Raw genomic sequence first — 17,742 nt, forward strand, 5'->3', positions numbered from 1 at the left:
GATCGGGTTGCCTGGTGGCTACGGCCCTGGAGGCTACGGCCCTGGAGCCGGCGGTACGTCTCCGTAGGGTGCGGTATCAGTGCCCTGCGGGGTGACGCCGCCTGGGACGCCGTGGGGGTGGCCGGGCATGGCCCCGTACGGCGAGTACGGGGCGTACGGCGGGTACGACGCGTACGGCGGGTGCGGAGCGGGCTCGGGCGCCGGCTGGGCCAGGCGTTGCGGGTGATGGCGTCGGGCGAGCCACAGCACGAGCGCCGCGTACATCAGGGTCGTCGCCACGTCCGCGAGGGCGAGTGGCCAGGGCGAGTCGGCCGCGGTCTCGTCGGAGTTCAGCCCGTCGACGACTGCGGCGAGGGTGCCGAAGGCCACCAGGTTGTTCAGGACGTGCAGCGCGACGGCCGCCTCCAGGCCGCCGGTACGGATGGTCAGCCAGCCCGCCACCACACCGAAGACCAGCAGGCCGATGAAGCCCCACGTGGTGCCCCAGCCGTGGGCGGCGGCGAACAGCACGGCCTGCGGGAGCACCGCGAACCACGGAGTACGGACGAAGGCGCCGACCGCCTGCGTCAGCCAGCCCCGGAAGACGTACTCCTCGGCCGCCGCCTGCACCGGGACGAAGACGGCCAGCACGCCCAGGGACGTGAGGTACGACCCCCAGCCCACCCACACCTCGGGCTCCCCCGAGCCGCTCTCGCCCTCGGGCAGGAGGAAAGCGGTCCCCGTCAGCACGGCCACGGGGACCACCGCGGCCAGCAGACACCACCCGAGCCAGCGCCACCGCAGCCGTCCGGCGACCGACGACACGGTGCCGACCGGCCGCCGCCCCGGCCACAACACGGCCAGCAGCACCAGCGGCAGGGCGACCGCGATGGACGTCAGCTGCACCGCCGTGTTGCCGAGCGGCCCCAAGTCCGGTCCGCCATCGGGGAGATCGGGGGTGCCGGCCAACGCGCCGAAGACGTAGGAGACGGCGACCAGCAGGAGGACGAGTATGAGATAGGCGCCGAAGAACAGCAGAGTGCCGACCAAGGGCCGCCACCAGTGGTGACGGCCCGTGACGTGGCCCAGGCGGTGATAGGGGAGGCCGTCGGGGCCCGGCGGTATGGCGGTGGTCATGATCGACAGCTTCCCAAACGGGGTGCGCCCCGGGCGTCCGCCCGCAGCAGGAGCGGTCGCTCGGTCTCAGGGTGGATGCTCCGGAGCCACACACACTGTGACCCGGTACTTCTCGACCGAGTCCGCTCAGCCCAACAGCCGGTTCCTGACCGCGGCGAGGACCTCCGTGCGGCTGCGCGGGCCGTTGTCGGCTGCGATGAGGTGGTCGCCGATGCGCAGTGAGAAGGTGATCAGGCAGCGGGCCTCGACATCGCCCTCGTCGGGGCAGAAGGACCCGTAGAGCTCGCGCAGATAGTCCATGCGCCGGTTGTCGGCCCGGCGGAGGCAACGCGCGACGTCTTCGTCGCGCCGGGCCCAGTCGCGGATCGCGAGCTCGACCCCGGCGCCGGTCACGTGCGTCTCACTCGACCCCACGAAGTCGAAGAGACGCCCGAGCCGCTCGCGGGCGTCGCCCCCGTCGCGTTCGATCCGCTCGATGACGTCCTCGGTGACCCCGCGTTCCCAGGTGCCGAGCATCTCCTCCAGCAGGGCGGCGCGGTTACGGAAGTAGCCGTAGAAACCGCCCTTGCTGACGCCGAGGGCTTGGGCGAGGACCTCGACCCGGACAGCCTCGGGGCCGCCGGCGGCAAGCGCCCGCAGCCCCTCCTCGATCCACTTGTCCCGCGGCGTACGGATCGCGCCCATACCGTGTCTCCCCCTCACCTGTCCCGGCCCAGTATACGGAGCCGTATAGATGGGTCTATGCTCGATCTATACGCCACCGTATAGACAAGGATCCGCCATGAGCGATCTGCGCCTGCCCTCCACCGACCACACGTCCCGCCCCTGGCGGATCCACGAGATCGCCGGCGACTTCCGGCTCGAGGATCTGTGGGCGCTGCCGACGCCGGGCGGCCCGGACGACCTGCACCACCTGGTCCGGCAGATGGCGGACGGCCAGGACGGTCCGGACGGCGGCAACCCCTTGGGCCGTTTCCTTTTCGCCGTGCGCTGGAAGCTCGGCGCGCTGCTCGGCTGGGACAAGCCGGACTCGGGCGTCGGCGGCCGGGTGGCGACGCTGCGCGACCGGCTGCCGGACGACCTGCGCGAGGGGCCGCGGGGGCCCGACCTCAGCGCGGCGCCCTTCACATCGGTCTTCCAGACACACGACGAGTGGGCCGCCGAGTACGCCAACAGGACCATGCACGGGGTGATGCACATCGGCTGGGTCTCCGACGGGAACGGTGGCTACCGCGGCCAGATGGCCGTCCTGGTGAAGCCCAACGGCCGCCTCGGCGCCCTGTACATGCTCGGCATCAAGCCTTTCCGGTACCTGGGGGTGTACCCGGCCCTGATGCGATCGATCGGCCGGGAGTGGCGGGAGAACACGGCACGCCGAACGGCACGCTGACGCCGCCTCCCCTCCTCGCAACCCGGGCTCCGTCCAAGCCGCCGCTCCTCAAGCGGCGGGCTCGGGCGAAGGCACGCGTGCGGGCAGTTGTGCGGGACCGGTGGGCGGGTGAGCTGGACGCGCCTGCCGACGCCGGGCGCCCCCATCGCTTCTGCCTGGGCGAACCCCGGGTAACCGGCGATGGTCCGGAGATGTGAAGTGGGGGGCGCATTAGGGGGCGCGCAAGATTCGCGAGTGCATCCGCGCGGACGTCGTTCCCTGCACTCACACCGTCCGGGAAATGTGAAGATCCCCTCTCGATCTCCAGTAGCCCCGACCACCCGCCACACCCCCTTGCGCCAGCAACAACAGGTCCGGCGAAGGGGCACTTGACCATGCATCACCCCTCAACAACCGGCACCCCCAGCACACTTCACAGGTATCGAATCAGTAAAGGGGGTTCCGCCTAGCGAATTTTTGTTGAACTATGAAGGTCCACAAATGAGGGGGGTTTGTGAAGATCGCTGGTTGCGCTTCGCGCACGTGCGGGCAAGGGGGCCCGGACAAGCCGGCGATGCGGTGATGGTGCCGTTCCCACACCGCTTCTCACGCAGTACCACGCCACGGCCGCCTGCTTCAGGAACAGGCGGCCGTACTTCAGGGGTGAGGAAACCACCATGCACATATGTGTGCTGGGGCAGGGCTATGTCGGCCTGCCCCTGGCCGTGAGGGCCGCCGAGGCCGGTCACACCGTGACCGGCTACGAACCCGACCGGTCGCGTTGCGAGAGGCTGGCCGCCGGATCGTCGTACGTCGAGGACATCGAGTCCGGCCGCCTTCAGGCGGTACTGAGTTCGGGCGGCTACACCGCCACCTCGGACCCGCAGGATCTCAAGGGCTTCGATGTCGCGGTCATCACCGTGCCCACGCCACTGACCGAGCGGGCACCGGACCTCAGCTGCGTCCGGGACGCCGGCCGCGTGCTGGCCGCGTGGATCGAGCCGGGCGCCACCGTCGTACTCGAGTCGACCACGCATCCCGGCACCACCCGTGACGTGCTCGTCCCGCTGCTGGAGGAGGGCTCCGGCCTCGTCGCCGGGCGCGACTTCCACGTCGGCTTCAGCCCCGAGCGCATCGACCCGGGCAATCCCGACTGGCGGCTGGAGAACACGCCGAAGATCGTCGCCGGGCTGACGGACGACTGTCTGCGGCATGTGAAGGCCTTCTACGACTCGGTCACCGACGTCACCGTGCCGGCCTCCGGGCTGGAGGAGGCCGAGCTGGCCAAGGTGTTCGAGAACACCTACCGGCACGTCAACATCGCCCTGGTCAACGAGCTTTCCCGGATGGCCCACACCCTGGGCGTCGATGTCTGGCACACCCTGGAGCTGGCGGCGACCAAGCCCTTCGGCTTCACCAAGTTCCTGCCCGGGCCCGGCGTCGGCGGACACTGCCTGCCCATCGACCCGGTCTACCTCAGCCACCACGTCAAGGCCCGGCACGGCCAGACCTTCCGGCTCATCGAACTGGCCCAGGACATCAACGAGTCCCAGCCCGACTACGTCGTACGCCGACTCCAGGACTCCCTGAGCCGCCGCTTCCGCCGCAGCGTGCACGGGGCGCGCGTTCTCGCGCTGGGGGCGGCGTACAAGCCGGGCACCTCGGACGCCCGGCAGTCGCCGGCCGTCGAGGTCACCGAGCGGCTGCGGGCGATGGGCGCGGACGTCACGGTCGTAGACCCCTATCTGCCGGTGGCGGACGGGGGTTGCCAGGAGATTCCCTTCACCGCGGCGGACGGCGGGGCGCGTCTCGCCGACTTCGACGCCGTCGTCCTGCTCACCCCGCACGGCGAGTTCGACCTCGTACGACTCGCCGCCGAGGCCGCCTACGTCCTCGACACCCGTGGCGTCATGGCCGCCGCACCCCACATCGAACGGCTCTGACGAGAGCCACCCGGAAGACCACAGAGGAAAGAGAGAACGACATGTACGGACAGAACGGTGTGGGCGCGGCGATCGGTACCGCCACCGGTGGGGCCGCCCTTGCGGCCACGGGCGGGACGGCTCTGGGGTGGATCGTGCTGGGCGCGATGCTCTTCGTGATCGGCGGTGTGGTGGTGTTCCGCACGGCCACCCGCGGCAGGCGAGTGACCGCTTGAGCACCTCGCACATCCGCGCGTCACGGGGGAGATTCACCGCGGTGACCGCCGTGGTGGTGGCGGCTCTGGCCGCCGCCACCGTGGTGGTGCACCTCCAGTCGAAGAGCCCGGTCCTGACGTTCTACTGGTGGCTGGGCATGCTGGTCATCGTGCTCTGCCTGGTCTCGTTCCTGAAGGGCCGGTCCTTCACCCACCTCCCGGTGGCTCCGGGCCGGACGGTGGCGATCGTCCCGGCCTTCGAGGAGCCGACGCGGAACCTGCACCGCACGGTGCGGTCGCTGCTGGCGCAGACGCATCCGGTCGACGAGATCCATGTGATCGACGACGGCTCGCGGCAGCACCCGGTGGAACCCTTCGACCACCCCCGGCTCTTCTGGCACCGGCAGGAGAACAAGGGCAAGCGCGGGGCCCAGGTCACCGTGCTCCGGCACCTTCAGGAGCAGGGCAAGCACTTCGACTACGTGCTCACCATCGACTCGGACGGCGAGCCCTTCCCGGACGCGCTCGAACAGCAGTTGCGGGCCATGAGCAACCCGAGGATCCAGGCCACCACCGGCATGATCTACGTCCGCAACTTCGAGGAGACCTGGGTCTCCCGGGCCGCGGACATCGACATCGGCACCTCGTGCGTGATGATGCGCTCCTCACGCTCCATGCTCGGAGCTCTGGAGACGACCTCGGGCGCCCTGGCTCTCTACCGGGCCGAGCTGCTCTACGACCACCTGGACGCCTACGAGGTGGAGTGCGGCACCGGCGACGACCGCTGGCTGGCGCTGCGGGCGCTCATGCGCGGTGAGGTCGTGGCCGTCAACGAGGCCGGTGTGGTCACCGACATGCCGACGACGTTGCGGAAGACCTACCGTCAGCGTCTGCGCTGGGCCCGGTCGTGGTGGTGGATGCTGCCGTTCGTGTTCGCGCGGCTGTCGCCGAAGCAGCTCATATCGCCGACCTTCGGGCTGCTCCAGCTCGTCATCACCCCGGTGATGCTGGCCTGGACCGTCGTCATGACGCTCATGACCCTGGGCGGCCGGTACCACAACCCCGGCGTGGCCCTGGTGTATCTCGCCGTGTATCTGGTGGTCCGGTACGGCCAGTCCGGGCTGTACGTCCTCATGCGGCCGGACATGACCGCGGGTCAGCGGTGGCACTCCTGGCTCGTCGGCACCCCGACGGCGGTGTTCATGAACATCGTGCTGCTGTGCCCGACGCGCTACTGGGCCCTGTTCAAGCTCCGCGACAACGCGTGGCAGTCGCGCGGGCTGACGGCGAAGACGTCCCTGCCGAAGGGGCGGCATCGCGGCGGCTCGAAGCAGCCGCTGAACGTGTGACCGCTCCCCTGTCCCGAGCCCGGGCGATGAGTTCCGGGCTCGGGACAGGTCTATGCATACGGAAGGGCCGCCCCGGCCCCCCGGCGCATGGGAGATGTGATGGGCAGCGTGATCATGCACAACGTCGTGTCCGTGGACGGCTTCATCGCCGACGCGGACGACCAGGTCGGGCCCCTCTTCGACTGGTACGGCAACGGCGACACCCCGCTGAATGAGTACGCCAGGGTCTCCAAGGTCTCGGCCGACTATCTGAAGCCGACGCTGGCGCAGATCGGGACGCTGGTCGTGGGGCGGCATGTGTTCGATATGACCAACGGGTGGGAGGGGACACCGCCCGCGGGCGAGCACCTGGTGGTCGTGTCGCATCGGCCCCGGCCCCAGGGCTGGCACCCGGACGCGCCGTTCCACTTCGTCGACGGAGTGGAGGAGGCCATCGCCAAGGCCAAGGAGCTGACCGGGGAGGACCGCAACGTCGGTGTGGCCGCGGGCGACGTCGGCGGGCAGGCGTTCGCCCTCGGTCTGATCGACGAGGTGGCGATGGACGTCGTACCGGTCGTCTTCGGCTCGGGCAAGCGGTACTTCGGGGCGGTCGACACCCAGCACCTGCTGGAGGACCCGCACACCGTGATCCAGGGCGACCGCGTGCTGCACCTGCGCTACCGCGTCCGCAAGCAGCCGTGACCGTCCAGGGGAGGCCGGCCGACATGGAACAGCAGACCGCAGCGGGCAAGACGCTCTGGCACTTCACGATGTCCCTCGACGGATTCGTCGCGGGCCCGGGCCACACGATGGACTGGATGACGGGGGTGACCTTCCGCCCCGGCCTCGTCCAGGAGTACGCCGAGACGACCGGCGCCGTGCTGGGCGGCCGGGCCGGCTGGGACGCGTACCCCGATCCCACCGGGATCTACGGCGGTGCCTGGCAGGGCCCCGTGTTCGTGCTCACGCACCACCCCCAGGACGCGGAGCCCACGCCGGGCGTGACGTTCCTGGACTGCGACGTCGCCGAGGCGCTGCGCATCGCCCTGGAGGCCGCCGACGGCAAGAACGTGGAGGTCTTCTCGCCGAGCATCGGCCGGCAACTCCTCGAGCGCGGGCTGCTCGACGAGATCGACCTGCACATCGCGCCCGTGCTGCTCGGCGACGGGATCCGGCTGTTCGACAACCCCGGGGGCGCGCCCGTACCGCTGGAGCTGCTCGTCGGGGAGGACCGCAAGGCCGCGGTGGACGTTCGGTACCGGCCGGTCCGGGCCGGGTGACACGGCCCCTCCACCTCAGAAGTCCAGCCCTCAAGAATTAACCGAACTCACGTACAACCCTTACGTCCCCACACAGGTCTCCTGATCGCCGACCACCCGTGAACGCCCGTACAACTCCCGGCGAACACGGACGGTCCCGGCACTTCATCGACGGTGGATGCCCGCCAGGCATCCCGCGTGCCGCAGGAGACTCCCGCATGGACCAGGACCAGCACCGGCGACGCCCCCAGAGGCGTCCGCACCCGCGCCCCGCCCTCGCGACGGCCACCGCCCCGGCCACGCCGACGGGCGGGTTGCTCATGCCCGCGACCGCCGGCCCGGCGACCCCCTGCCCGGCGACGAGCAACAGGGCGACGACCCGCAGGGCCGCGTCCCCGTCCAGGGCGACCGCGACGTCCAGGGCGACCGCGACGTCCCGGGGCTCCGCCCACACCGCCTGACCAGCCGCACGCCCCCGTCCTCCTCCTCACCGGGACCGGAACGGCCCTGCCCTCAGGTCCGGCCCGGCCCCACCCCTCCCCACCCGGAGCCCCGCCTTGCGCAACCGCACTCTCCTCCTGGCCGCCGCCCTCACCACCGGCCTCCTCTCCGGCACCCCGGCCACCGCCGCCCCCTCCGGCTTCGCCGGGGACTTCAACGGCGACGGATACCGGGACGTCGCGGCCGGCGCCGCGTGCGCCGACGTCGGCTCGGCATCCTGCGCCGGCGCGGTCGTCGTGCTGTACGGCTCGGCGTCCGGTGTCTCGGCCGCCCGCAGGGCCGTCATCACCCAGAACTCCGCGGGCGTGCCCGGCACCGCCGAGTCGGGCGACCTGTTCGGCTCCGCCCTGGCCACGGGCGACCTGGACCGGGACGGCTACTCCGACCTCGTCGTCGGCGCCTCGAACGAGAGCGTCGGCGACCGGGACGGCGTCGGCTCCGGCACCGTCCTGTGGGGCGGCAAGTCGGGCCTGACCGGCGGCAAGGGCCTGCCGCAGCCGTCGACGCTCGCCGAGTACGGAAACTTCTCCCGGGGCATCGCGACCGGCGACTTCGACGGCGACGGCGACACGGACGTCACGCTCACCGGCCAGAGCCACACCCGTATCTACCACGGCCCCTTCACTCGCACCGGCGGCCCGCTGAACAACCTCCGCGTCGGCGAAGTCGGCACCACGTTCGAGGTGTTCGCGGGCGACCTCACCGGCGACGGCGCGGCCGAGCGCGTCTACCCGTTCAACGTGGACGGCGACACCGGCGGCGAGATCGACTACTTCCGCTGGACCGGCACGACGTACAAGATGGCCGATCTGCCGAACGCCGACGGCTACCCCGGTTCCATCGGCGACATCAACCGCGACGGCTACGGCGACCTCGTCCTCGGCGACCACACGGACCCGTACGACCTCAAGCCCGGCGGCCACAAGGGCGGCCAGATCACCGTCTGGTACGGCGGCCCGAACGGCCCCGACCCGGCGCAGCAGCCGGCCGTCGTCCACCAGGACACCGCGGGCGTGCCCGGCGCTGCCGAGGCCGAGGACGGCTTCGGCAGCGCGGTGAGCACCGGCGACATCAACGGCGACGGGTACGCCGACGTCGTGGTCTCCGCCCCGGGCGAGGACGTCGGCTCGGCGACGGACGCGGGCTCGGTGACCGTGCTGTTCGGCTCCGCCGCCGGACTGAAGACCGGCAGCGGCGTGAAGTCGTACACCCAGGACACCGCCGGGGTGCCCGGCTCCGCCGAGTCCTCGGACCGCTTCGGTTCCGCGGTCGGCCTGACCGACGTGACCAAGGACGGCAAGGCGGACCTGGTCGTCGGCGTGTACGGCGAGAACTCCACGGGCGGCCTGTGGACCCTGCGCGGCTCCGCCACCGGCCTGACCACGAACGGCGCCCAGGGCATCACGACCACCGCCGTCTCCCTCAAGGGCAGCGTCAACCTCGGCTCGACCGTGGCCCAGTGACGCCCCGCCGACTCCCCTGTGAGGCACGTACACCCATGCGCACCCGTATCACCACCGCCGTCCTCGCCGCGGCCCTGACCCCGCTCGCCCTCACCCTCTCCGCCCCCGCCGCGCACGCCGCGCCGCCCGCCGCCCCCTACGACTTCAACGGCGACGGCCGCACCGACCTCGCGATCGGCGCGCCGGGCGCCACCGTCGCCGGGCAGGCGAAAGCCGGTGCCGTGTCGGTGGTCTACGGCAGCACCAGCGGGCCGAAGAGCTCCACGCGCACCCTGCTGACCCAGAACACCGCCGGGATGCCCGGTGCCGCCGAGGCCGACGACGCGTTCGGCTCCGCCCTCGCCTCCGCCGACCTGAACACCGACGGCTACGCCGACCTGCTGGTCGGCACACCCGGCGAGGACGGCAGCGACACCAACGACGGCACCGTCACCGTCGTCTGGGGCTCGAAGTCCGGCCTGTCCGGCGCCCGTTCGCTGTTCAGCTTCTTCAGCACCGACTACGACCGCTACGGCCAGACCCTCGCCGCGGGCGACTTCGACAACGACGGCGACCCCGACGTGGCGGTCGGCTCCACGGGCCCGGTCACCCTCTCCCTCGTCGCCGGGCCGATCACCAGGACCGGCGCGCACAACGGCGGTTCGGGCTCGCGCAAGGACATGTGGTCCACGTCGTACGGCATCACCCACCTGTCCTCCGGCAACGTCACCGGCGACGGCCACCCCCGGGTGATCCTGCACGGCCGCTCCGCCGGCACCGACGACGCCGTCACCGCCCTGGCCGACATGGAGATCAGCAACTACACCGACTGGCTGCAGAACCTGCCCGCCGGCTACGTCTCCGCCGTGGCGGACATCGACAAGGACGGCTACGCCGACATCGCCGTCGGCAACGACCGCGAGACCTCCGCCGACCCGGCGGGCGCCCTCGGCGGCAAGGTCACCGTCGTCTACGGCGGACCCGGCGGCCGGGACACCGGCCGCGCCCCGCTCGTCCTCACCCAGGACACCGCCGGTGTGCCCGGCGCCTCGGAGAAGGGCGACCGCTTCGGCAGCGGCGTCTCGCTCGGCGACATCAACGGCGACGGCTACGCCGACCTGGCGATCGGCACGGCTGGCGAGAACTCCGCCGCCGGTGCCGTCACCGTGCTGTACGGCTCGGCGTCCGGCCTGACCACCAAGGGCGCGACGTCGTACACCCAGAACACCGCGGGCGTGCCCGGCGGTTCCGAGAACGGCGACCGTTTCGGCGAGCGCGTCACGCTCACCGACCACACCGGCGACCGCCGCGCCGACCTGTCCGTCTCCGCGCCGGGCGAGAACGGCGACGGCGCGGTCTGGTCCCTGCGCGGCACGGCGACCGGCCTCACCGCCACCGGCTCGACGAGCCTCGGCCCGGGCACGACCGGCATCTCGACCGCCGGGGCGCCGGGGTACGGCACGGCGCTCAACTCCTGACACGGCCTCGACTCCTGACCACCACTCCTGACTCCTGACCACCACTCCACGCCGAACACTCCATACCGAAAACGGGGACTTCGATGCGCAAGCGCACCCTCCTCCTGGCGACGGCCCTGACCACCGGCCTGCTCACCGCCCTGCCCGCGACGACGGCCACCGCCGCCCCCGCCACCGGCCCGAGGGCCGACTTCAACGGCGACGGCTACGGCGACGTCGCCTTCGCCGCCCCCTACGCCAAGGTCGACGGCGCGGGCATGGCCGGCTACGTCGCCGTGGTCTACGGCGGCGCCACCGGCCTCGACCCGGCCAAGCGCACCGTGGTCAGCCAGAACACCGCGGGCGTGCCCGGCGAGGCGGAGGCCGAGGACACCTTCGGCGACGCGCTCGCCATGGCCGACCTCAACGGCGACGGCTACACCGACCTCGCGGTCGGCTCCACCGGCGAGGACGTCGGCACCGATGTCGACGGCGGCTCCGTCACCGTCCTGTGGGGCTCGGCGAGCGGCCTGAAGAACGGCACCACGGTGAAGGACCCGGCGGTCTCCGCGCACGACAACTGGGGCAAGCTGCTGACCGCGGGCGACTTCGACGGCGACGGCAAGGCGGACCTGGCCGCGGGCGCCTACGCCGACACGTACGTCATCCGCGGCGGCTTCACCACCACCGGCACCACCGGCCCCGTCCAGCGCGTCGCCACCCCCGAGACGGCGTACAGCGTCGACGCCATGGAGGCGGGTGACACCAACAAGGACGGCAGGTCCGACCTGGTCCTCACCTACCGCGTCCAGCTCGACGAGGGCGAGGTGAACAGCTGGTCCAAGGGCGTCGCCTACCTCGGCACCGCCACCGGCCTGGACACCTCGGTCCCCCGCCCGCTGAACGGCGGCACCTCCCTCGCGCTGGGCGACATCGACGGCGACGGCTACGACGAGATCGCCATCGGCAACGTCTTCTCGAAGGAGGACGACCACAGCGGCTCCCTCGGCGGCAAGGTCGTCGTCATCCGCGGCTCGGAGGGCGGCCCGGTCAACGGCGACGCGCCCATGGCCGAGCTCACCCAGGACTCCGAGGGCGTCCCCGGCTCCGACGAGGCGAACGACGGCTTCGGCAGCTCCGTCTCCATCGGCGACACCAACGGCGACGGCCACGGCGACCTCGCCATCGGCGTCGTCTTCGAGGACGTCGGCACCATCGAGGACACCGGCGCCACGATCCTGATGAACGGCGCGGCCTCCGGCGTCTCGCGCACCGGCGCCCGCACCTTCACCCAGGACACCGCCGGCGTCCCGGGCGCGGCCGAGGCCATCGACTACTTCGGCTCCGACGTCCTGCTGGCCGACGTCACCAAGGACGGCCACGCCGAGTTCACGATCACCTCCGGCTTCGAGGACGAGGGCATCGGCGCCATCACGGCCCTGCGCGGTTCCGCCACCGGCCCCGTCACCGACGGCGCCCGCTCCTTCGGCCCCGGCAGCCTCGGCCAGGTCCGTTCGTACGGCGCGTTCGGCGCCAACCTCATCGGCTGACCGGCCAGGGAGACAGCATGCGCAGATCCACCACGACCGCCCTGGTCGCCACCCTGCTGGCGACGGGCGTCACCCCCGTGTTCCTCACCGCCCCCGCCTCGGCCGCGCCCGCGAAGTTCGCCGACGACTTCAACGGCGACGGCTACCGCGACCTCGCCGCGGCCGCGCCCTACACCCCGGTCGGCGGCAGGACCGACGCGGGCGCCGTCGTCATCACCTACGGCTCGGCGAACGGCATCAGTGCCGCCCGCCGTACCGTCCTCACCCAGGACACGGCCGGCATCCCCGGCACCGCCGAGCAGGGCGACCGTTTCGGCGGGACCCTCACCTCCGGCGACCTGAACAGCGACGGATACGCCGACCTGGTGATCGGCAGCACCGGCGAGGACGTCGACTCCGATGCCGACGGCGGCTCCGTCACCGTCGTCTGGGGCGGCAAGAGCGGCCTGTCCGGCGGCCGCGGCGTCCCCGACCCGGCCGTGGCGGCCCACGACGAGTACGGCGTGTCCCTCGCCGTCGGCGACTTCAGCGGGGACGGCCTGGCCGACCTCGCCGTGGGCAGCACCGGCAGCGACATCTGGATCCACGAGGGCATCTCCAAGGCCTCCGGCTCGGGCACCCACCGCGAGCTCACCACCGGCCTCCAGACCGGCAGCGGCCTGTACGGCGCCCAGAACCTCGCCTCCGGGGACCTCAACGGCGACGGCACCGACGACCTGGTCGTCACGGGCAGCGAGGCGTCGACGTACGACGACGGCAACATGATCTACCTCGGTTCCGGCTCCGGCCTGACCTACCAGACGTTCCTCAAGAGCGACGCCTGGGACCTCGCGGCCGTCGGCGATCTCAACGGCGACGGCTACGACGACGTCGTCACCGCGGCCCCGGGCACGAACGGCAAGAGCCTCGGCGGCTCCGTCACCTCCTGGCTCGGCAGCGCGAACGGCGTCCGCACCCAGCCCCAGGCGACGATCAACCAGGACACCCCGGGCGTCCCCGGCGCGGACGAGGAGATGGACGCGTTCGGCAACGACCTCTCGGTCGCCGACGTCGACGGCGACGGCTACGCGGAAGTGGCCGTCGGCGTGCTCCACGAGACCATCGACGCCGCGAAGATCGCCGGGAGCGTGATCGTCCTGCGCGGCTCGGCCGCCGGCCTGACCGGCACCGGCGCCCAGTCGTTCACCCAGAACACGGAGGGCGTGCCCGGCACGGCCGAGTCCGCCGACCGCTTCGGCGCATCCGTACGCCTGTCCGACCTCACCGGCGACGGCAAGGCGGACCTGTCCGTGGGCTCCGACGGCGAGAACCACCCCTCCGGCTCCCTCTACAGCCTGCGCGGCTCGGCCACGGGCGTGATCACGAAGAACGCGATCAGCTTCGGCCCCGGCTCCCTGGGCATGTCGACGACGGACTACCTGAGGCTGGGCCAGGACATGCTGCGCTGACCCGCGGGTGCGGGGCCCTGGTGCGGGGCCCCGGCGTGGGGCAGCGGCGTGGGGCCTCGGCTCGGCCCGTACGGCCGAACCCTGACAACCCATCGGCTCCCAAAGGGCCTTACCCCTAAGGGATGTCACAGCTCGGCCGCAAAGCCGGGCCCGGAAGCCCGGGCCCGGCACGCCACCGCCCGGGACCAGGTACGTTCGAAGACGTGGCTGGATTCAGGATCGGACGCGGCCGGAACAACGGCGCTCCTCAGACGCGACCGCATAACCCCCCGCACGGGCAGCAGACGCCGCAGGGACCGTCGTACGGTTACCCGCCGGCGCCTCAGCCGTACCCGCAGCAGCAGCCGTACGGCAACGGCGGCGGCCCCACCTGGCCGCAGGCGAACGCCGGCCCCGGCGGCGGCTACGGCGGCCAGGGCGAGCCGGAGTACTTCGGCGACGGCGCGTACCCGCCCGGCCCCCAGGGCCCGCCGGACCCGTACGCGGCGAACAACCCGGGCCACACCCAGGCCTTCTCGGTCGGCGAGGACCCCTACAACCAGGGCGACACCTACCGCGCCGGCGCGGCGGCCCCGCCGCCCGGCCCGGTCGGCCCGCGCCTGCACTGGAAGGCCCTGCTCCGGGGGATCCTCCTCTCCCCCAAGCAGACGTTCCTCCAGATGCGCGACTACTCGATGTGGGGCCCGGCCCTCATCGTGACGCTCCTCTACGGCCTGCTCGCCGTCTTCGGCTTCGACGGCGCCCGCAAGGACGCGATAAACGCCACACTGTCGAACGCGGTCCCGATCGTCCTGACGACGGCCGTCGCGATGGCGCTCAGCGCGTTCATCCTGGGCGTGGTCACCCACACCCTGGCCCGCCAGCTCGGCGGTGACGGCGCCTGGCAGCCCACGGTCGGCCTGTCCATGCTGATCATGTCCCTCACGGACGCGCCCCGCCTGGTCTTCGCGATGTTCGCCGGCGGCGACGCGACGTTCGTACAGCTCGTGGGCTGGGCCACCTGGATCGCGGGCGGCGTCCTCCTGACCCTCATGGTCAGCCGCTCCCATGACCTGCCCTGGCCGAAGGCGCTGGGCGCGTCGGCGATCCAGCTGATCGCACTGCTGTCGATCGTGAAGCTGGGCACGGTCTGAGGTTCTGCGCGCACGAAAAAAGGGGCTCCCGGAGGAGCCCCTTTTTGCTGTCTGTCAGGCGTCGAGGACCTGCCCGGCGCGCCGCACGACAGGCGGTTCAACACTCCACGGGAAGTTGATCCACTCATCGGTCCGCTTCCACACGTACTCGCACTTCACCAGTGACTGGGACTTCTCGTAGACCACGGCGCTGCGCACCTCGGCGACGGTGTCGAGGCAGAAGTCGCGGACCAGCTTGAGCGTCTTGCCGGTGTCGGCGACGTCGTCGGTGATCAGGACGTTCTTCTCGGAGAAGTCGATCACGTTGGGGACGGGCGCGAGCATGACGGGCATCTCGAGGGTCGTCCCCACGCCCGTGTAGAACTCGACGTTCACCAAGTGGATGTTCTTGCAGTCCAGGGCATAGGCGAGCCCGCCGGCCACGAAGACACCGCCGCGGGCGATGCTGAGCACGACGTCGGGCTCGTACCCGTCGTCGGCGATGACCTGCGCGAGCTCGCGCACGGCGACGCCGAACTGCTCGTAGGAGAGGTTCTCCCGTACGTCACTCATATCCGGTCGCTCACACCTGGGTCCGATGGAAATTGAGGAAGGACCGGGAGGCGGTCGGCCCCCGCTGACCCTGGTACCGCGACCCGTACCGCTCGCTCCCGTACGGGAACTCGGCGGGCGAGCTGAGCTTGAACATGCACAGCTGCCCGATCTTCATCCCGGGCCAGAGCTTGATGGGCAGGGTGGCGAGGTTGGACAGCTCGAGGGTGACGTGCCCGCTGAACCCGGGGTCGATGAACCCGGCGGTGGAATGCGTCACCAGTCCCAGCCGCCCCAGCGAACTCTTGCCCTCCAGCCGGGAGGCGAGATCGTCGGGCAGTGTGATGACCTCGTAGGTGCTGGCGAGGACGAACTCCCCCGGGTGCAGGATGAACGGCTCGTCCCCCTCCGGCTCCACGAGCCGGGTCAGATCACTCTGCTCGACGGAGGGGTCGATGTGGGGGTACCGGTGGTTCTCGAACACCCGGAAGTAGCGGTCCAGCCGCACATCGATGCTCGAGGGCTGCACCATCGCGTCGTCAAACGGATCGATACGCACTCGTCCGGCGTCGATCTCGGCCCGGATGTCCTTGTCTGAGAGAAGCACGCCCCGAGGATACGCAAGGCGCGCGGAGCCACCACAACCGGACGACTCCACGCGCCTTATGCCCTTTGGCTATGCCTTTGTCCGCTGTTCGTTCGCTGTTCGCTACCGATCGCTACCGATCGCCGCCGATCGCTCCGCTCGCTACCGCTTCTGGTGGCTGACGGGCACGACGCTCCGGAGCCGCGTACACCGCGGGCACCGGAGCAGCCGGCCGGGGCCGAGTCGCTCGGCCTGCTGCATCGGGAACGAAGCGGTGGTGAACACGTGCCCATCGGCACAACGGACGACGGTGCGCTCCATCAAGTCCAAGAGTCCCTTCCCCAAGAGCCGCGTCTGGCTGGTGCTTGCCTGACGACAAAAGCCACAGTACGGGATAAAAGGAACAGCCTTCGAGGCGGCGCTCCGGTCCCGCCCGACCCCTCGCCGACGCCCCCACCGTACGCCCCAACTCCGGTTACCCGCAGCCGCATCCCACCCCTGAAACGCCCTCAGGCCCCGCGGCATCAACACCCGGGGTCTGACATGAGGTAAAGTGGCGAACGTTCGCACACCGACTCCGTCGGCGTCTTACGCGGGTGTAGTTTAATGGTAGAACATCAGCTTCCCAAGCTGAGAGCGCGAGTTCGATTCTCGTCACCCGCTCCACGAAGAAGGCCCAGGTCAGAGACCTGGGCCGTTTTGCTGTCCGCTGCGATCAGTCGTCGCGTGCCAGATCCGTGCCAGAACGCTTGTCGGCGGCCTTTCGGGCAGCCTCCTCCCGAGCCTTCTGAACCGTGGCGTCGAGGCCGGCGGCGACCTCTTCCTGTCGCTCCTCGTCGGAGTGCTGATAGATCAGCGCGGCCTTCTCCGAGGACTGCCCGGCTCGGACCATCGTGTCCTTGAGAGTGGCCCCGGACCGCGTCGACAGGGTGTGCCCGGTGTGCCGGAGGTCGTAGAACCGGAAGCCCTCAGGCAGGCCGACGACCTCCCGTGCCTTCCGCCACTTCCGCCCGAAGGTGCTGCGCCGGAAGGGAGCACCCTTCTCCCCCACAAAGATCAGCCCATCGGGGCCCGGCTCGGCGTAGGACTCAAGGTGCCAGCGGAGCTCCCGGTGAAGGAAGGCGGGAAGAATCACAGTCCGGGTGCCCGCCTCGGACTTGGTGTCGCCCTGGACGCGGCGACCGTCCATCCGCTCCGGCTCGGCGAGGCGGACGCGGAGGCGCAGGTTGTCGAGGTCGATGTCCCGGCGCCGGAGGCCGACCAGCTCTTCGGGCCTGAGCGGGCCGTAGGCGCCGAGGTAGACCATGAGCCGCCACCGCATCCCCACCGCATTGGCGAGGGCGTCCACCTGGGCGACGGTGGCGATGCGCCGCTCAGCGGCCTTCTCCTTACCAGCGCCCTTGATCCGGCACGGATTGCGCGTGATCAGCTCGTCGTCCACGGCCGTCTCCATGATGGCCTTGAGGAGCCGGTAAGCCTTGGCGGTGATCGTCTTGGCACCCGTGAGCCGCAGCCGTTCGGCGCGCCACTCCCGGACTCGGGGCGCGGTGATCTCGTCCAAGTCCAGGTCGGCTAACGCGAACAAGTGCTTGTCGAGGAGATACCGGTAGAGGTCCTGCGTAAGCGGCGCGAGCTCCCGTTCCTCCACCCACTTCTCCGCGTAGGCCCGGAAGCCCACCGCGCCTGCCTCCGGGTCACGCCAGTCACCACGACGAATCTCCGTCTGCCTTTCGGCGAGCCAGTCATCCGCGTCGGCCGTCGTCTCGAACGTGAAGGGAGCCGGACGCATCACGCCGTCTGGCCCCGGATAGCGCGCCTGGTACCGCCCGGAGGGAAGCCGTCTGATCGCGCCGAAGCGGCGGCGCCTGCCCCTGCTGTTGGCCAT

The 17,742-nt window shown here is 71.0% G+C and carries 17 protein-coding genes and 1 tRNA gene; 13 read left to right on the forward strand and 5 right to left on the reverse strand.

The features are described from left to right. Positions 1-33 precede the first annotated feature (33 nt). Positions 34-1,116 (reverse strand): CPBP family intramembrane glutamic endopeptidase, encoded by a 1,083-nt coding sequence (locus tag ACFT32_RS21220; protein WP_382491359.1) that lies wholly within the window; start codon positions 1,114-1,116, stop codon positions 34-36. A 126-nt stretch (positions 1,117-1,242) separates the two neighbouring features. Further along, positions 1,243-1,800, reverse strand: coding sequence for a TetR/AcrR family transcriptional regulator (locus ACFT32_RS21225; RefSeq protein ID WP_382491362.1), 558 nt, complete (start codon positions 1,798-1,800; stop codon positions 1,243-1,245). Positions 1,801-1,897: 97 nt separating this feature from the next. On the opposite strand from ACFT32_RS21225, the gene ACFT32_RS21230 reads away from it, so the two are divergent. From ACFT32_RS21230 to ACFT32_RS21285, 12 genes are all read left to right on the forward strand, one after another. Continuing rightward, positions 1,898-2,506 carry a DUF2867 domain-containing protein gene (locus tag ACFT32_RS21230; protein ID WP_382491365.1) on the forward strand — a complete coding sequence of 203 codons (609 nt, stop codon included), beginning with the start codon at positions 1,898-1,900 and terminating at the stop codon, positions 2,504-2,506. A 656-nt stretch (positions 2,507-3,162) separates the two neighbouring features. After that, complete coding sequence (locus ACFT32_RS21235; RefSeq protein WP_382491368.1) at positions 3,163-4,428, forward strand: nucleotide sugar dehydrogenase; 1,266 nt, start codon at positions 3,163-3,165, stop codon at positions 4,426-4,428. Between the two features lie 41 nt (positions 4,429-4,469). Then, the gene (locus tag ACFT32_RS21240) at positions 4,470-4,643 is read left to right on the forward strand and encodes a hypothetical protein (protein ID WP_382491370.1); all 174 of its coding nucleotides are present in this window, start codon (positions 4,470-4,472) and stop codon (positions 4,641-4,643) included. A 41-nt stretch (positions 4,644-4,684) separates the two neighbouring features. After that, on the forward strand, positions 4,685-5,971 hold the full coding sequence (locus ACFT32_RS21245; RefSeq protein WP_382491373.1) for a glycosyltransferase: 1,287 nt from the start codon (positions 4,685-4,687) through the stop codon (positions 5,969-5,971). 99 nt (positions 5,972-6,070) lie between these two features. Beyond that, positions 6,071-6,652: a dihydrofolate reductase family protein gene (locus tag ACFT32_RS21250; RefSeq protein WP_382491375.1), complete on the forward strand. Its 582-nt coding sequence runs from the start codon at positions 6,071-6,073 to the stop codon at positions 6,650-6,652. A 23-nt stretch (positions 6,653-6,675) separates the two neighbouring features. Then, the gene (locus tag ACFT32_RS21255) at positions 6,676-7,230 is read left to right on the forward strand and encodes a dihydrofolate reductase family protein (RefSeq protein WP_382491378.1); all 555 of its coding nucleotides are present in this window, start codon (positions 6,676-6,678) and stop codon (positions 7,228-7,230) included. 197 nt (positions 7,231-7,427) lie between these two features. After that, positions 7,428-7,670 (forward strand): hypothetical protein, encoded by a 243-nt coding sequence (locus ACFT32_RS21260; protein ID WP_382491381.1) that lies wholly within the window; start codon positions 7,428-7,430, stop codon positions 7,668-7,670. A gap of 96 nt (positions 7,671-7,766) precedes the next feature. Further along, entirely contained in the window at positions 7,767-9,173 is a 1,407-nt protein-coding gene (locus ACFT32_RS21265) for an FG-GAP repeat protein (RefSeq protein ID WP_382491384.1), read from the forward strand. 35 nt (positions 9,174-9,208) lie between these two features. After that, positions 9,209-10,630, forward strand: a complete 1,422-nt coding sequence (locus ACFT32_RS21270; RefSeq protein ID WP_382491386.1) for an FG-GAP-like repeat-containing protein — start codon at positions 9,209-9,211, stop codon at positions 10,628-10,630. An 83-nt stretch (positions 10,631-10,713) separates the two neighbouring features. After that, positions 10,714-12,159, forward strand: a complete 1,446-nt coding sequence (locus ACFT32_RS21275) for an FG-GAP-like repeat-containing protein (protein WP_382491388.1) — start codon at positions 10,714-10,716, stop codon at positions 12,157-12,159. 17 nt (positions 12,160-12,176) lie between these two features. Further along, complete coding sequence (locus ACFT32_RS21280) at positions 12,177-13,607, forward strand: FG-GAP-like repeat-containing protein (RefSeq protein WP_382491391.1); 1,431 nt, start codon at positions 12,177-12,179, stop codon at positions 13,605-13,607. A 122-nt stretch (positions 13,608-13,729) separates the two neighbouring features. Beyond that, positions 13,730-14,740 carry a Yip1 family protein gene (locus ACFT32_RS21285; protein WP_382491394.1) on the forward strand — a complete coding sequence of 337 codons (1,011 nt, stop codon included), beginning with the start codon at positions 13,730-13,732 and terminating at the stop codon, positions 14,738-14,740. Positions 14,741-14,794: 54 nt separating this feature from the next. Here the strand turns inward: ACFT32_RS21285 and ACFT32_RS21290 are convergent, their stop codons facing one another. Together ACFT32_RS21290 and dcd are read right to left on the reverse strand one after the other, a co-directional pair. After that, the gene (locus ACFT32_RS21290) at positions 14,795-15,292 is read right to left on the reverse strand and encodes a phosphoribosyltransferase (RefSeq protein ID WP_382491397.1); all 498 of its coding nucleotides are present in this window, start codon (positions 15,290-15,292) and stop codon (positions 14,795-14,797) included. A 10-nt stretch (positions 15,293-15,302) separates the two neighbouring features. Further along, complete coding sequence (dcd, locus tag ACFT32_RS21295) at positions 15,303-15,878, reverse strand: dCTP deaminase (protein WP_382491399.1); 576 nt, start codon at positions 15,876-15,878, stop codon at positions 15,303-15,305. Positions 15,879-16,449: 571 nt separating this feature from the next. Here dcd and ACFT32_RS21300 point away from each other — a divergent pair. Then, a tRNA-Gly gene (locus ACFT32_RS21300) sits at positions 16,450-16,523 on the forward strand. Between the two features lie 49 nt (positions 16,524-16,572). Here the strand turns inward: ACFT32_RS21300 and ACFT32_RS21305 are convergent. Continuing rightward, on the reverse strand, positions 16,573-17,742 hold the full coding sequence (locus ACFT32_RS21305; RefSeq protein ID WP_382491401.1) for a tyrosine-type recombinase/integrase: 1,170 nt from the start codon (positions 17,740-17,742) through the stop codon (positions 16,573-16,575).

This window comes from Streptomyces sp. NPDC057002, assembly GCF_042673825.1.
Classification (GTDB): domain Bacteria; phylum Actinomycetota; class Actinomycetes; order Streptomycetales; family Streptomycetaceae; genus Streptomyces.

Coding starts and splice junctions, on each gene's coding strand:
- ACFT32_RS21280 (WP_382491391.1), top strand. CDS start 12,177: ATGCGCAGATCCACCACGACCGCCCTGGTCGCCACCCTGCTGGCGACG.
- ACFT32_RS21225 (WP_382491362.1), bottom strand. CDS start 1,800: ATGGGCGCGATCCGTACGCCGCGGGACAAGTGGATCGAGGAGGGGCTG.
- ACFT32_RS21230 (WP_382491365.1), top strand. CDS start 1,898: ATGAGCGATCTGCGCCTGCCCTCCACCGACCACACGTCCCGCCCCTGG.
- ACFT32_RS21240 (WP_382491370.1), top strand. CDS start 4,470: ATGTACGGACAGAACGGTGTGGGCGCGGCGATCGGTACCGCCACCGGT.
- ACFT32_RS21285 (WP_382491394.1), top strand. CDS start 13,730: ATGTCACAGCTCGGCCGCAAAGCCGGGCCCGGAAGCCCGGGCCCGGCA.
- ACFT32_RS21290 (WP_382491397.1), bottom strand. CDS start 15,292: ATGAGTGACGTACGGGAGAACCTCTCCTACGAGCAGTTCGGCGTCGCC.
- ACFT32_RS21220 (WP_382491359.1), bottom strand. CDS start 1,116: ATGACCACCGCCATACCGCCGGGCCCCGACGGCCTCCCCTATCACCGC.
- ACFT32_RS21255 (WP_382491378.1), top strand. CDS start 6,676: ATGGAACAGCAGACCGCAGCGGGCAAGACGCTCTGGCACTTCACGATG.
- ACFT32_RS21305 (WP_382491401.1), bottom strand. CDS start 17,742: ATGGCCAACAGCAGGGGCAGGCGCCGCCGCTTCGGCGCGATCAGACGG.
- ACFT32_RS21250 (WP_382491375.1), top strand. CDS start 6,071: ATGGGCAGCGTGATCATGCACAACGTCGTGTCCGTGGACGGCTTCATC.
- ACFT32_RS21275 (WP_382491388.1), top strand. CDS start 10,714: ATGCGCAAGCGCACCCTCCTCCTGGCGACGGCCCTGACCACCGGCCTG.
- ACFT32_RS21260 (WP_382491381.1), top strand. CDS start 7,428: ATGGACCAGGACCAGCACCGGCGACGCCCCCAGAGGCGTCCGCACCCG.
- ACFT32_RS21270 (WP_382491386.1), top strand. CDS start 9,209: ATGCGCACCCGTATCACCACCGCCGTCCTCGCCGCGGCCCTGACCCCG.
- ACFT32_RS21235 (WP_382491368.1), top strand. CDS start 3,163: ATGCACATATGTGTGCTGGGGCAGGGCTATGTCGGCCTGCCCCTGGCC.